Source organism: Companilactobacillus crustorum JCM 15951, assembly GCF_001434585.1.
Taxonomy (GTDB): domain Bacteria; phylum Bacillota; class Bacilli; order Lactobacillales; family Lactobacillaceae; genus Companilactobacillus; species Companilactobacillus crustorum.
This window is the reverse complement of the sequence record NZ_AZDB01000006.1, coordinates 74,999-89,814: the sequence shown is the minus strand read 5'-3', so window position 1 is coordinate 89,814 and position 14,816 is coordinate 74,999. Positions and strand designations below refer to the sequence as shown.

The following is a 14,816-nucleotide window of genomic DNA, read 5'->3' as shown; positions in this document are numbered from 1 at the left end:
ACAAAAAAGTTGTATTTTTTTCATTTTTTAGTCGATACGTTTTTTATACTACCCTCTAGAGCCTCAAAATACCATTATTTAGCACACAAAAAGGCCCTAGAGACGTTTTCTCCAGGACCTTAATACTTTTATTTAGTAGAACTTAATTCAGGAGCATCGGTTTGATACAAGTCCAACATGGACTTATTATCGTTTTGAGCTAACAAACTAGTTCCATTCTTCTTTTGTGCTTTTTTTAATTCCTTCAAGGCAGTTGCCTTCTTGTAAGAATAATCCTTCTTATTCACAGTCGTAAATCCTGGTAACTTATGGAATCTTAATAGATCACCATTGATTACCCGATCGGATAATGACAATTCTGTTGTTACCTGGTTCGACAACTTCGACTTCTCAGCAGAAGAAATACTTTTATCTACTTTACCAGTCTTAGTATTATAGTAAGTACTTCCTACTTTGGTTACTGTTGGTGTGACAAAGTTACCATTTCTAAAGGCGACAACTTGTGAATGTTCACTCGATAAGAGATCACTACCAAATTGAATCATGTTCTTATTATCAACACCTAACAAGTTCAATAAGGTTGGCAAGACATCAATTTCACCACCATAAGTATGGTTAATGCCACCCTTAAGTCCATCCATATGAATCATAAATGGCACTCTTTGACATTGAGCATCATTGAATTCGTTAAATCCTTTAATACCTGTCAACTTAGCCATAGCCTTCTTATGGTTATTAGAAATACCATAATGATCACCATATAAGACAACCATACTATTCTTATCCAAACCAGTTTCTTTCAACCATGCCATAAACTCACCAATCGATTGATCCAGATAATGGGCCGTTTGTACATAACCATCAACTGTCTTATCACCGGTATTAGTTTTAGATATTGTCTGATTCTTCTTATCTAAAGTGTATGGGTAGTGATTAGTAACCGTAATAAGTTTTGCATAAAATGGTTGTGGCAATTGTTCGATATACTGAGCTGAATCTTTCAAGAAGATTTTATCTTTCATACCATAACCGACGTTGTAACTCTTCTTCTCTTTATAATAATTAGAACTGAAGAAATAATCATAACCCCATGACTTATATGCGTTATCACGGTTCCAGAAACTTGGAACATCCCCGTGGAATGAGGCTGTTGTATATCCATCTTGACCTAAAATAGCTGGTGCTGCCTGGAAAGTATTTGTTGTACCATCAGTAACCATGGCTGATCCTTCTGGTAGACCAAAGAGTGAATTCTCCAACATCAACTCAGCATCGGCTGTTTTACCTTGACCAACTTGATTAAAGAAATTATCAAAACTCAAAGTGTCATCTTCATGATAAATTTTATTCAAGTTAGGAGTAACCTCTTGTCCATCCCACTTATAATCAATCATGAATTGTTGCAAACTCTCCAAATGAATAACAAAGACATTCTTTCCTTTGGCAACGCCTGTATATTCGACGTTTGGCTGAACGTAATTATTCTTCATATACTTCTCAATTGAATCAATATCAGAACTCTTGGCTTGAGATTTAACTGCATTAGTTTTTGTTGTTTTGATCATATCGTAAACGTTAAAAACATTCAGCCCCAAGTATTTAACAATGTAATTATTATCAAAAGTTCTTGTTAACAATTGTGAACGATCACTTTCGGCTAAAGTTAAATTAGCCCCAAACAATAACACTGCCAAAGAACTAACTAAAACTGGAATCTTCCAGTTTAATCGTTTTACGTCCATTTTGATGATATGGAACGCCAATAATAATATCAAAATAATAACATCAATAAAAACTAAGAAATCGGATGGTTTCAAAATACCTAGGATACTCTTACCTAAGTTATTCGATACTGAACCTGATCCCTTAATAAGTACCATTGTTAAAAAGTCTGAAAACTCTCGATAATATAAAATATTTGAGAATAACCAAACAGTATCCAAAAAATCAATTATTAATAGGAAGATATAGGACTTTCTTCCTTTCATATACAATGAAATACCAAACAGTAATAACATTACTGGAATTGGATTAATAATCATCAAGAAAGTTTGGATTGAACCCTTAACACCTAAGTTAAATTTAGTTTCATAAGCATAGATAGTTTTAAGGGTGTATAAAAATACAGCCAGGATTACAAAGCCCAGCCTAGTATTTAAAAAATTAGAAATACTTTTAGTAATACGCTTCATTATTTTCGCTCCATAGATTTATTAGCAACTTGTTGTTCAATTTTTGGTTTCCTTGAAACACCAACAATCCCTAAGAACATCCCCAAATAATACGTAATAAATCTCCATAAAAACATACCCAAGATTAAACCTGAAGGAGAAGGTATGAATCCAGCAAACAAAGTCTTGAAACTGAACTCTGCCCCACCTGATCCACCAGGAATGGGAAAAATTGAAACAATCATAACGATCATAATATGCATTACCAAAACATCGACAACGTTAACATGATCGCAATTGAGTGCCAGTAAAACAAAATAGACTACAAAATAGTATAGAAATAACTGCACGATAGTTAATAATGAAGCCTTGATAACTTTAGTCTTTTCACGCTTCAAAACTAAACTTTCTTTGTAGAAACTATCAATACTTTCCATAGCTGACTGTAAAATTTTATCACGTTTTTCCTCTTTAAGGAAAAATAATACTGGTTTTAGAACAATTTGTACCATTTTTTTAGTGAAATCATAATAATACATGATCATTAACAAGAAAGAAATAGTTGCAACGTGAATGACCATTCCAAAAACAATCAATGTAGCTAAGCCAGAAAAGTGCTTTGCCACACTATTAAAACTAACTAGCATTGCAATAATGAAGTTAACCAAAACCATCGCCTGATAAATAACAAACTTCATTAATAAGACTGAACTAGCACGCCCACCATCTATTTTTGACTGCATCAAACCAACTAATTGCGCCGGCTGACCGCCAGATGAGAACGGAGTTATCGCATTAAACAAAGCCTGAATCAATGGAATTCGGTACATTTCCCACCAACCAAACTTACGATCTTCTTTCTTTTTTAATAAGGTATGCAAAACCATTGCTTCAACGCCATACGATAGTAAGATTGACAAAAATGCCACCGCTAGCCAGAAGTAATTAAGCCCCTTAAAAGTCGAAACTAAAGAATTGAAATCAATATCCCTAGCTTCCCACCAAAAAATACCAATTCCTAATCCTAGCATTACAAAAAGTGCTGCTATTTGTTTTCTACTCATTATTTATCCCGTTTAGCAATATTATATTGACTCGTATAGAAATCATACCAAATTTTACTCAAATTATCTTCTGAATACTGATTGGCAGCTTTCTTAGATTTCTTCTTATAGTCAGCCAGAATTGACCGATCCTGATTAGCTTTGTTAATGAAAGCATTCATATCTGCAAAATCATCTGCTTTTTGATAGTAGCCATCAATAATAGCTCGATATAACTCAAGATCCCGTAACAAAACCGGTGCTCCACAACTAAAGGCTTCTAAAACAGACATTGGGAACAACTCATCGTATGAAGGCAACAAGAACAGATCACAAATATTATAGTAGTTGACTAAATCATTTCTATCAACTATCCCCGTGAACTTCATATTATCAGGAGCATTGTCGATCATATCCTTATAGCGGTCATAGCCATCAGTAATCTTGCCAAATGAAAAACCACCAGCCCAGATAAATTCAATATCAGGATTAGTTTGAGCTAACTTATAAAAATCATCGACACCTTTTCGTTCTTGAACTTGACCATCACCAAAAACTACAAATTTATCTTCAGGAATGCCCAGTTTCTTACGAAAATCAGCTTTCTCTGTAGCAGTTTTCTCATAAAAGTTTTCAGTTGAAACAAAGTTAGGAATGTACTTAATTTTGTTTCGATCCAAACCATGAGCAACCAACTTATCAATAAAAGTGGGATTAACTACAACAATTTGGTCCATTCTTTTATAGAAGCTAATAACATATTTATAGAAAATACTCTTAGCTGGTTCAGGCAATTTAATACTTCCTTCTAATGTCTCAGGAAGAAAGTGCACGTAGCCAATTTTACGACCACGTTTTTTTGAAAATGTTGACAAATAAAATTGAGGGTCAATTGTATGATAATGACTTAAATCACTCGCATGATAATCATTAATTTTTACTTCAAATTCATCACTAAAGTAATCTTTCAATAAACCAATTAATTCTTTATATGCACTGCCTACGCCTTGACCAGCAACCTTATCTGCTGATGAAAACATGTTTATTTTAATCATTTGAATACTCCTCTGGATCGATTGATGAATCAGAAAGTTTCTCTCTTACAAAGTAGTCTTCAGCTCGACGATAGAAATCAAGAACTGCATTTCCAAACCCATCAGATGAAATGCCATATAGTACTTTTTGACGTGCTTCCCGATCATCAAATGAATTAGGATGATCTAAGTAAGTTTCTATCTTAGGTACCAATTGATCATCTTCGTTGAATGTTACACCAACTGAAGGATCAGTCAACAAAGCATCAGTATACGGAGCGCTTCTAACAACAATTTTAGTTCCAGAAGCAATTGCTTCGATATAGGTTAAACCTTGCGACTCAGTATCACTAGATGAAACGAATAAATCAGCCATATGATAATAAGGCGAAATCTGATCATGTTCCACTTCACCAGTAAAGATAACACTATTGCTGATTCCTAAGTCCTTACTCATCTGAACCAATTCATCCATATCAGGTCCATCACCAACAATTACCAACATAATCTTTGGATTATATTGTAATAATTCTGGCATTGATTTTAACATATGATCGATTTTTTTCTCTAAAGCAATTCGGCTCAACATCAAAATGACTGGTGTATCTTCAGCAATACCTAATTTTTCTCGAACCACTGAGGCATTGACTGGTTTAGTATACTCTGACAAATCAACGCCGGTTGGAATAATGGAAATAGGTGTCTTGATGCCATAACGATCCATGGTTTCTTTAACTTGTTTACTTGGTGCCACTACACCAGAAGCATTTTTCAAAAAGAGTCTCGTCATTTGTTTAACATGGTAAGGTTTCAACAGATGACCATTCAAAACATAATGTAAGTAATCTTCATACATTGTGTGATATGTGTGAACGAATGGAATCTTCAATTGCTTTGCAACAAACTTACCCATCATACCTAATGAAAACTCGGTTTGTGTGTGAATAATATCTAGTTTTAATTCTTTAGCTAAATCAACCGCATGAAACATCCCTCGAATGGCAATTCTTCTATCAGTAAATGAAATAAAAGGTACACTGGCCAAACGAAAAATATTTGGTTCAATCGTGTTCTTAGGGACATTGGGATCAGTCGTTGTAAAAATATAAACTGAGTGACCCTTTCTCTCTAAGTCATTTTTCAATGTCTGGATTGATGTAGCTACCCCACTAACTTGAGGGAAGTATGTATCGGTAAAAATTCCGATATTCATATAAACACATCTCCTCACAATACTTTATAAAGTAGATTATAACAAAAAAAAGAGGGAATCACTTCCCTCTCCTATCTTATCTTATTAATTTGCTGAAATTTTTATTCCGCATTAGGAAGTAGAAAATCACAGCACCAATGGCTACAACAACTAATTCACCAAAACCAACAGTTACAAAGTTTAACCAGAATGGCAAATGCAAAATAAAATGTAACTCAGCTCCAACAATAATTCCATTAACAACCGCACAAATTATCGGTACAGCCCATAAGAATTTATTTTCAGCTGGTAATCTAGTAATAATCAAGCAAGCAATCGCTGTTGCTAGAGTCCCTAAGATCAAATCCGCTACTCCTAATGAGGCACTAAAAATATTAGAAATGAAGCAACCAATGATCAATGACCAACTGTATTTATGATTAAAAAATGGCAATAACATCAAAATTTCTGAAACTCGGAATTGCACTTGACCATAAGAAAATGCTGAAATTCCTGGCGCAATTGTCACAGCTACATAAAGAGCTGCAATCAAGGCCAATTGTGTAATATCCCTTGTTTTTAGATTACTCAAAATAAAACCTCCACTGTTTTAATTGATAGCAGGTTACCAGTGCAAACTGCCTTTAATAGGTTATCTTATTTTCGTATCACTCGCAAGTACAAAAAAAGCTCGAACAGTAAATTTAATTACCGATCGAACTTTTTTACAGATTTATTTTAATGTTCCACGAACTCGTAATTGTTCATCAATCAATTCCAAAACTTTTTTACGATCGTCAAGGTTTTCGACAAAATCATACTTATCACAATTAAGCTTCATCTTAGGACTATAATCATAATCATCATACCAGCCATCGTAACGAGCAAGTAATTGCTTATAGTACTCTGGCAAAGTAGGATCTTGATCAGGTTGTTCATATGAACGACCACGTTTTTCAATTCGGTGAATCATTGTATCATATGAAATGTCCAAATGAACCAATAGATCTGGAGCTTTCTTAGATGCAGCATATGGAAGTTCTTGCATCATATTATCAAGCAATTCATCATAAACTTTTACTTCTTGAGGAGTAGCTCTGCCCATATCAGCATTCATATGGAAAAATAGTGAATCTTCATAGATAGAACGGTCCAAAACATTATTATCTTGTACCATAGCCTTCTTGATTGATTCAAAACGTTTGTTTAAGAAGTAAATTTGTAGTAGAAACGCATACTTCTTAGGGTCCTTGTAAAATAGTGGTAAAACGGGATTATTATCAACCTGTTCATAGAAAGCCTCTGTTCCTAAATGTTCTGATAAAATTCCTGCTAATGAACTCTTTCCGGCTCCGATTGCGCCGCTCAATACGATCATCATTATTCTCCTCCATACCTCATTTAATTCTCTTAATTTGTAAAAAAACAACATTCATTATGATATCACTTCTATTCTATATATTGTATAGATTTCGAAAATTTCACAAGATGTGGTAGGTATGATAACGGATTACATCCCAGCAATAGAGGCTTTTTGTTTTAAAAAATTATTTCTTAATATTTGGCTTATCCCCCGTTTAAAATAGTAAATTCCCCTTATAATTAAATTTGTACTATAGAAATAGAAAGGGGAATAAATATGGGGAAAAAATTACGCAATTTTTTAGCTGCCTTCGTGGCCGCTCTTGGTTTAGTTGTCTTAGCATTTTCATTTAATTCTGAAAATGTCCAAGCTGCTGACTATGGTAGTACTGATATGATCACTAGTGGTACGATCATCAAACAGGATACCACCTATAGTTATAGCCAATCAGTTGGTATTGAATATGAATATGATTGTTCTAAAATCGGACAATTGAATCCAGGAGATACATTAACTATTGAATTACCAGATCAATTGGCAATTAAGAATTCTAATAATGGTGAAACATTCGATGTTACAGACAATGATGGTAATGTTATTGGAACTGCTACTTTAGTTAGTCCAGATCAAATTAAGGTTGTCTTTAACGACAAAATTGAAAATCATCCTGATGCTAGCGGAAAATTTACTATTGGGAACGGCGTTGGCGTCAATAAAGACAATACTCAACTTGGTGAAAATTCAGTTTACTTTCCAACTATGAATGGAGACCAAGAAAGTACTCTGAATGTTAGACCTATCACTGAAAACGATTTAACAAAAAAGGGTACACTAGGCACAGATGAAAATGGCAATGCCATAGTAACTTGGTCTATTTTAGTTAACCGTAATGAATTAGATTTGAAGAATATGACTGTTACTGACACGATGCTAGATCCTAATCTAGAATTCGTGGATGGTTCAATCGCCATTCGTGAGGCCACTTGGAACGATAAGGAAGGTGGCTCATATAATAAAGGCAAATATGTTACCGATCAACATCAAATAACAACTAATGCTAATGGTACCTTCAGTGTTGATTTTGAAGGTACTGGTACACAGATGTTTCTTATTACCTACCAAACTAAATTAAAGAATCCAGAACAACCATCCGATGGAACAGTTTTCCGCAATGAGGCTAGCATGAATGGTTCATTTAAGGGGGAATGGTAACGGGGGAAGTCAATTCGAAAGTAATACCTCTGCAAAAGTAACTGGAAATGCAAATTCTGGTAGTGGTAATGGTTCTAAAAAGGGTTCTGTCGTTCTTACTAAAACAAGTGCTGATAACAACAGTACCCTGCTTCCCGGAGCAACTTATAGTCTTTATCAAAAAGTTAACGGCGAAGACAAATTGATTCAAAGCAACCTAACTACTAATGAAAATGGTCAAATTACAGTCAATAGCCTCAGTGCTGGCGACTACTACTTTATAGAAACTAAGGCCCCAGATGGCTACCAAAGTAACACGAATTTGATTCCTTTCACAATAACTGGACAAACAACTACCCCTATTGAGGTTTCAACTGAGGATGAATTAGAGAATTCTAAAGAAGGCTCAATCATCATTCAAAAGTTGGATGCTCTGACAGGCTATCGTTTGCCAGGCGCCGAATTTGATGTCATCAATGCTGATACTAACGAAGTCATTGGTCAAATAACGACAGACCGTTTGGGCTATGGCCATATGTATAATATTCCTTATGGAAATTACATTTTGAGGGAAACTAAAGCCCCAGATGGTTACATTTTAAATGATAAAGATATTCATTTTACCGTTGGAGATAATTCTCAAACACCAGCTATCATTTCAGTAGAAAATGATAAAGAAACTGGAATTGATGGTAATTTCAATGTCTCAATGATTAAGTATGATGCTGATGTACCTGATGAAAATATTGGTGTTCCCGGAGCTGAATATACTCTATATGATGCTGATGGAAATCCTATTGATGTTTATATAACTAATGAAGATGGTGTTATTCAGGCTAATAATTTAAAACCTGGTAGCTACTATTTCTTAGAAACTAAAGCTCCAGATGGTTATGGTCTAAATCCTAACCCTATTCACTTTACTGTTACTGACAAAGATATTGGACTAGGTACTCTCGAAACCTCTGATCCACGCACTAATGGTGGCAATGAAGGCGGCAATACCGAAGAGCCTGGCGATAATAATGATAATGAAGAAGATAACAACGGTGGTGTAATTGTTGATCCTGAAAATCCAGGTTCAAACAACAATGGCAATACCGATGGTGGACTTATTACTAACCCCATTAATCCTGGTAATTCAAACAACGGTTCAAGCAATGGTTCACTTCCACAAACTGGTGAAAAATCTAGTCTCGTTGCAACTTTATTAGGTTTAATTATTCTTGCAAGTGTCGTTTATACAAAACGTCGTCGTGCTTAGAAATTAAAAAATTTGAAATATACAAAAAGTCCATTGTGATAACCATGTTGAATGGTAAATCACAATGGACTTTTTTGATACTCAAAATTAAATCTTTAAAAGGCTCCACCACCGGAGCCACCGCCAAATCCACCGACTGAACCGCCAGTAAAACCACCTGAACCACCCGACAAACTAGAACTGCCGCCAGCCCCAATAGCACTAGTAAAGGCAGCCTGAAAACCAGTCGATCCTACATTAATAAAACTAGCAGCGCCAATATAATACGGTGCCACACTCGAACTATTTATTTCCTCTACCCCAAAATTAACTTTTAAGGCCTTAATTACTTTCTCAGAAACCCCAAAAGCTACCGCATAGGGTAAGAATTGTTCCCAGAGGATCAAATCTCCCACTTCAGCCATTTTGATATCATTAATATCATTTAGCATCCGCTTGAAAGCCCTGATCCGATTAACCTCATCCTCGCCTAAATCTGTATAAGGCGTAATTTTACGTTTGGCAAGGAAATACAGTCCCCAAGCTACCAAAGCAGTAATTACAGCCAAAATTCCAATTGCTAAGATATTCTTGCCAAAAATAAGTCCAATCATAAACATAATAAATACAATAATATTAGTAGCAATTGCAGAAAAGCGAAAATCATCAACAATGTTCATATTTTCAATATCTAAATACTTGTCTCGTCCTTGAGCAGCTTCTTTCGCCCAATGATTAAATTTATGTAGCATTTTATCTTTATTGTTGTAACTTTGGGCTGCTGCCTTAATTTGACGCAAATTAACCTTTTTACCATCACCAATATCTTCAATTAAATACTTAAAAAAAGTATTCGTTGGTGGCACTAAGGCAGTAATTTCATACGTGCTGCCAAACTTATCGATCTTCATCCGATGCTTTCCTACTTCTTCCAACAAATCAGCAGTAAGAGAGATATTATCGGCCCTATCGCTTCGATCTAAAATCACTTTTGTAAAACTAGGTTTAAATTTAGGTTCATCAAAAATATGATAAATTGGCGTAGGAATAACGTGCTTATTTCCAGGGTTCTTTTTATAGCTAAAAAAGCGATACAAATAAATTATTACAATAACTATTGCACCAAAAATCATTAAACTTCGGAAAATCATTTCCTTACGCTCACGATTACTATTAGCCTCTTCAACTAATTTTTTCTCCTGGGCCAAAGCTTTCTTTTTTTCATTTTTATTTACTACATTGGGATTTTGAGAAGTAACTGCTGAAGGAAATAGCATGTGTGTCTCTACGAATTGATGTGAAGGTAAATAATCAAGAGTCATAATAACTCTACCTTTTTTTCTTTGAACACTTGTATAGCCATTTGATGGCCCATGTGTCCAAGCCTGTAATTCAGGAACGTTTCCTTCAGGCAAGTTAACGGTTAATTTAACATTATATAAACTGCTATCCCAACCTTCGCCAATCATCTTCCACTTTAATTCCGCAGTGTCCAAATAATTTGTTACAGCGCCATACAAGCGATACTTATAAATAAAAGTCAATTTCTCAGTCGTTGCAGAATGATAAACTTTGATATTCATTTCCTCTGAATCGTGTGACACTTTGAAAGTATTTTCATCGCCTGATGATGAGCTAGTTAGTTTTTGAGTTTGATAACCATCGTTAATGTAAACTTCTGGACGGCTGGCACCCTTAATTCCATCTAATGACTGATTATAATAAACTCCGTGAAAGTTACCGTTAAATTGATAATTTATTCGCTGAGTTAAATCAATATCGCCATTTTTCTGAACATCTGCAGTAGCGTGGTAATTTTTTATTTCAAACTTACCATCAGCTTTAACTACCGTTGTGGTTTGAAAAGCTAATAATATTGCCACAATAGTAAAAAGAAGTCCCCATATTTTTTTCATTGTTACCCCCAAGTATATCTATAATATGTATTTTATCATATTAAATAATACATCCTATTTTAGGCAAAAAAAAAGCGATCATTAGAAAAATTAATACGTGTTTTTCATAACACGTCTAATTTCTCGTTCTTGATCACGTTTTTTAATTGTTTCACGTTTATCGTATTGTTTTTTACCTTCAGCCACGCCGATCAATACCTTGGCGAAACCCTGCTTCAAATAAACTTTTAAAGGAACTACTGTGATTCCTTTTTCTTGAATACTTGAAGTTATTTTGCGGATTTCCTTTTTATGAAGCAGCAACTTTCGATTTCTTAATGGATCATGGTTGAACATATTGCCTTGATCATAAATACTGATATTGACATTTTCCAACCATAATTCGCCATTTCTAGCTTGAACGAAACCATCTTTAATATTCATCTTACTAGCACGGACTGACTTAATTTCCGTTCCGGTTAAAGAAATACCCGCTTCATAAGTTTCCAAAATATTATAATCATGACGAGCTTTAGGATTATTAGCTACTTCATTAGCAGCTTTTGTATGATGTTTCTTCAAAAGAATCACCGACTTTCGTATTTACCACGTCTCTTATGGTTATTATCTTTATTTCCATGGCCTTTATTATCATTATGGCGACCATGACCACCACGTCCGCGTCCATGTTGCATCGAACGCTTCTTCTTAAACTCAGCCTCACGTTTATCAGCTTGTTCTTGTTCTTCGGGAGTTAATACTCGTTCAAAATCAATTTGACGATGCTCTACATCCGCTCTGATTAATTTAACCTTGATTGGTTGACCAACTTTAAAGGTCTTACCAGTACCACGCCCATGCATGGACATGCTCTTTTCATCATATTCGTAGAAGTCATCCTTCATATTTGAAATATGAATCAATCCTTCAACTGTATTATCCAATTGAATGAACATCCCAAAACTAGTTACAGAACTAACAACGGCATCAAAAGTATTTCCAACCTGATCAGCCATGTATTCAGTCTTCTTCAAATCATCAACTGCACGTTCTGCATTGATTGAAATTCTTTCACGACCAGAAGTATGTTCAGCAATCTCTTGCAACTTATTAGACCACTTAGTCTGTTCTTCATCAGTAAAGCCATTTTCAGCATAGCTGTGAATCATACGATGTACAGTTAAATCAGGGTAACGTCTGATTGGTGAAGTAAAGTGAGTATAGTACTTAGCAGCTAGACCAAAGTGACCTAATGGTTCATCTGAATATCTAGCTTGTTGCAAACTTCTCAACAACATAATAGTTACAACTTGTTCCTCAGGTGTTCCGACAACGCTTTGCAAAACATTTTGGAACATCTTAGGTGTAATTTCTTTTAGATTACCTTTAACTTGCACACCCATAGCAGCAGCAAATTCAAAGAAGTTCTTAATCTTTTCTTCATCTGGCTTTTCATGGACACGATACAAGAATGGTACATGCTTAACATTATAGTGTTCAGCAACTGTTTCATTGGCAGCTAACATGAATGATTCAATCATCTTTTCAGATGTTCCACGTTCTCTTAACTTAATATCGATTGGTTTACCATTCTCATCAACGATGATTTGAGCTTCAGTTTCTTCAAAATCAATAGCACCACGTTCATGACGCTTGTTGAAAAGAATTTCATGAAGTTCAGCCATTTGTTTAAGCATTGGTACAACTGGTGCATATTCTTCTGTTAACAATTCATCATCTTTAAGAATTTCATTAACATTGTTATAAGTCATACGATACTTAGATCTAATCACACTAGGATAAATTTCATGTTTAACAACATTTCCTTGATGATCGATTTCCATCTCACAAGTTAAGGCCAAACGATCCTCACCTGGGTTCAAAGAACAAATACCATTCGACAATCTGAATGGCAACATAGGAATTACTCGATCGACTAAGTAAGTACTTGTCCCACGACTATAAGCTTCTTGATCTAATGGTGAACCTTCTTTGACATAATGAGTTACATCCGCAATGTCAACTTCCAAATGATAGTTACCATTTGGCAAGATATCTAATCCAACAGCATCATCAAAATCCTTTGAGTCATCCCCATCAATTGTGATAACCATATTGTCAGTTAAATCTTTTCGACCAACACGATCAGAATCTAAGACATGATCAGGAACCTTTTCAGCTTCTTTAAGAACCTCATTAGGAAATTCGGGATTAATATCGTTGTCAACTACAATTGACATGATATCAACACCAGGATCATTCTTATTACCAATAACTTCTAAGGCTGTTCCCTCCATGCTTTGAGGGTGTTTAGCATTAGGGTATTCATCAATTGACACCTGAACCATATCGCCAATTTGTGGATGTAGGCCCTTATCAGAAATAAAAATCATGTATGAAGCAATCTTCTTTTCATGACTTTGAACATATCCATAATGACCCGTTTTTTCTACTTGAGCATCACTATAAGCATGGAATTCACCCACGGCTTTAGTTAATGAACGCTCTTCAATCTTAATAATTTCGCCTTCTGGTCCCTTGTCAATCCAAGGATTTGAAGGCTTAGTGATCTTCACTTCAACGGTATCTCCGTTAACAGCAAACATCGTATTGCTTCTAGCAATAAAAGCATCAGGATCTACTTCATCATATCTAACAAAGCCAAATCCTTTATCATTGCCCTTAAATATACCTTCAACAACTGTCTCTGGCGTAGCCATTTTAAATTCATCTTTGTTAGTCAAAGTAATCTTACTTTCACCTTCTAAGACGGCTAATGATTTCACGACGCGCTTAAAAGCTGAAGCACCGTGCAATCTTAATATATCTTCAATCTGTTCAGATTTGTAACGACGATCAGGGTTGCTTCTAAAAACCTCTAATATGTCGGCAATTAATTTATTTTCTTTATCTGGCATTTCTATCCTCAATTATTTTCTAAAAAATTTAAGACATCACTTGCTACTTGATTATGAGCCTGGTTAATCGTTAGGACATGCCCTGCATTATATAAATGTAGCTGTGATGTTTTTACGTCCCTTGCAACTTGACTAGCTGCTTTAGGATCTACCAATTTATCACTCGTACCTTGACCAATAAAATATGGTCGTTTTATTTCAGCTAAATTTTCCACTACAAGATTAGATGTCTTTCTAATTTCCATTAATTTTGCATCAATCTTAGAATCTACTAAACGGAGTTTATTATCAGTTTCTACTTCAGTTAAGTTCTGTTGAATAGAGTACACCTTTTTGGCATAAGTCAGAAAGGCATTTTTTATTCCTTTATATCCATGAGTATATAAAGGAGAACCAAAAACTCCACCCGCAACTACTTCAGGAATTGATTCCAATGCTTTAGTAGCAAAAATTGCTCCCAAAGATAATCCAAAAACATAGACTTTCGTCTTTTGCTGATCCTTTAAAAATTGAACAGCTGCTTGTGTTTGTTGCCACCACTTTTCAGGTGAACCTTGCTGCAAAATATCTAACGGTTCAGATGTTCCATGTCCAGCGAACATTGGTGCATAGACTGAATAATTATGTCTTTCTAAAAATCGTCCCAAAAGTCGCATATCATTCGGCGTACCTGAAAATGAATGTAGCAATAAAATAGCACTAGTTCCATTATCAAAATAGAATGGCTTTGGTGTCAATATTTTCATACTATTTTGCTCCTTATAAC

At 34.9% G+C, this 14,816-nt stretch carries 12 protein-coding genes; 2 read left to right on the top strand and 10 right to left on the bottom strand.

From position 1 onward, the window contains the following. Window positions 1-128: 128 nt before the first annotated feature. The 6 genes from FD26_RS03190 to FD26_RS03165 all read right to left on the bottom strand — a co-directional run bounded on the left by FD26_RS03190 (window position 129) and on the right by FD26_RS03165 (window position 6,818). Window positions 129-2,192 (bottom strand): LTA synthase family protein, encoded by a 2,064-nt coding sequence (locus FD26_RS03190; RefSeq protein ID WP_057866994.1) that lies wholly within the window; start codon window positions 2,190-2,192, stop codon window positions 129-131. Then, window positions 2,192-3,235 carry a lysylphosphatidylglycerol synthase transmembrane domain-containing protein gene (locus FD26_RS03185; protein WP_057866993.1) on the bottom strand — a complete coding sequence of 348 codons (1,044 nt, stop codon included), beginning with the start codon at window positions 3,233-3,235 and terminating at the stop codon, window positions 2,192-2,194. The genes FD26_RS03190 and FD26_RS03185 overlap by 1 nt, the downstream gene beginning before the upstream one ends. Next, a complete protein-coding gene (locus tag FD26_RS03180; RefSeq protein ID WP_057866992.1) occupies window positions 3,235-4,269 on the bottom strand; it encodes a glycosyltransferase family 4 protein in 1,035 nt (344 codons plus the stop codon). Before FD26_RS03180 ends, FD26_RS03185 begins: the two co-directional genes overlap by 1 nt. Then, on the bottom strand, window positions 4,262-5,461 hold the full coding sequence (locus FD26_RS03175) for a glycosyltransferase family 4 protein (RefSeq protein ID WP_057866991.1): 1,200 nt from the start codon (window positions 5,459-5,461) through the stop codon (window positions 4,262-4,264). Before FD26_RS03175 ends, FD26_RS03180 begins: the two co-directional genes overlap by 8 nt. Window positions 5,462-5,537: 76 nt before the next feature. Continuing rightward, entirely contained in the window at window positions 5,538-6,032 is a 495-nt protein-coding gene (locus FD26_RS03170) for a QueT transporter family protein (RefSeq protein WP_057866990.1), read from the bottom strand. A 141-nt stretch (window positions 6,033-6,173) separates the two neighbouring features. Next, window positions 6,174-6,818 carry a deoxynucleoside kinase gene (locus FD26_RS03165; RefSeq protein ID WP_057866998.1) on the bottom strand — a complete coding sequence of 215 codons (645 nt, stop codon included), beginning with the start codon at window positions 6,816-6,818 and terminating at the stop codon, window positions 6,174-6,176. 261 nt (window positions 6,819-7,079) lie between these two features. Here FD26_RS03165 and FD26_RS03160 point away from each other — a divergent pair, with 261 nt between their 5' ends. Together FD26_RS03160 and FD26_RS03155 are read left to right on the top strand one after the other, a co-directional pair. Then, a complete protein-coding gene (locus FD26_RS03160; protein WP_057866989.1) occupies window positions 7,080-8,015 on the top strand; it encodes an Ig-like domain-containing protein in 936 nt (311 codons plus the stop codon). Beyond that, window positions 7,990-9,258: a SpaA isopeptide-forming pilin-related protein gene (locus FD26_RS03155; RefSeq protein WP_057866988.1), complete on the top strand. Its 1,269-nt coding sequence runs from the start codon at window positions 7,990-7,992 to the stop codon at window positions 9,256-9,258. Before FD26_RS03160 ends, FD26_RS03155 begins: the two co-directional genes overlap by 26 nt. A gap of 95 nt (window positions 9,259-9,353) precedes the next feature. Here the strand turns inward: FD26_RS03155 and FD26_RS03150 are convergent, their stop codons facing one another. The 4 genes from FD26_RS03150 to FD26_RS03135 form a co-directional block, all read right to left on the bottom strand. Then, entirely contained in the window at window positions 9,354-11,153 is a 1,800-nt protein-coding gene (locus FD26_RS03150) for a DUF2207 domain-containing protein (RefSeq protein WP_057866987.1), read from the bottom strand. A 90-nt stretch (window positions 11,154-11,243) separates the two neighbouring features. After that, window positions 11,244-11,714, bottom strand: a complete 471-nt coding sequence (gene smpB, locus FD26_RS03145) for an SsrA-binding protein SmpB (protein ID WP_057866997.1) — start codon at window positions 11,712-11,714, stop codon at window positions 11,244-11,246. A gap of 5 nt (window positions 11,715-11,719) precedes the next feature. Then, window positions 11,720-14,050 (bottom strand): ribonuclease R, encoded by a 2,331-nt coding sequence (gene rnr, locus FD26_RS03140; protein WP_057866986.1) that lies wholly within the window; start codon window positions 14,048-14,050, stop codon window positions 11,720-11,722. A gap of 8 nt (window positions 14,051-14,058) precedes the next feature. Next, window positions 14,059-14,796, bottom strand: a complete 738-nt coding sequence (locus tag FD26_RS03135; protein WP_057866985.1) for an alpha/beta hydrolase — start codon at window positions 14,794-14,796, stop codon at window positions 14,059-14,061. Window positions 14,797-14,816: the final 20 nt, after the last annotated feature.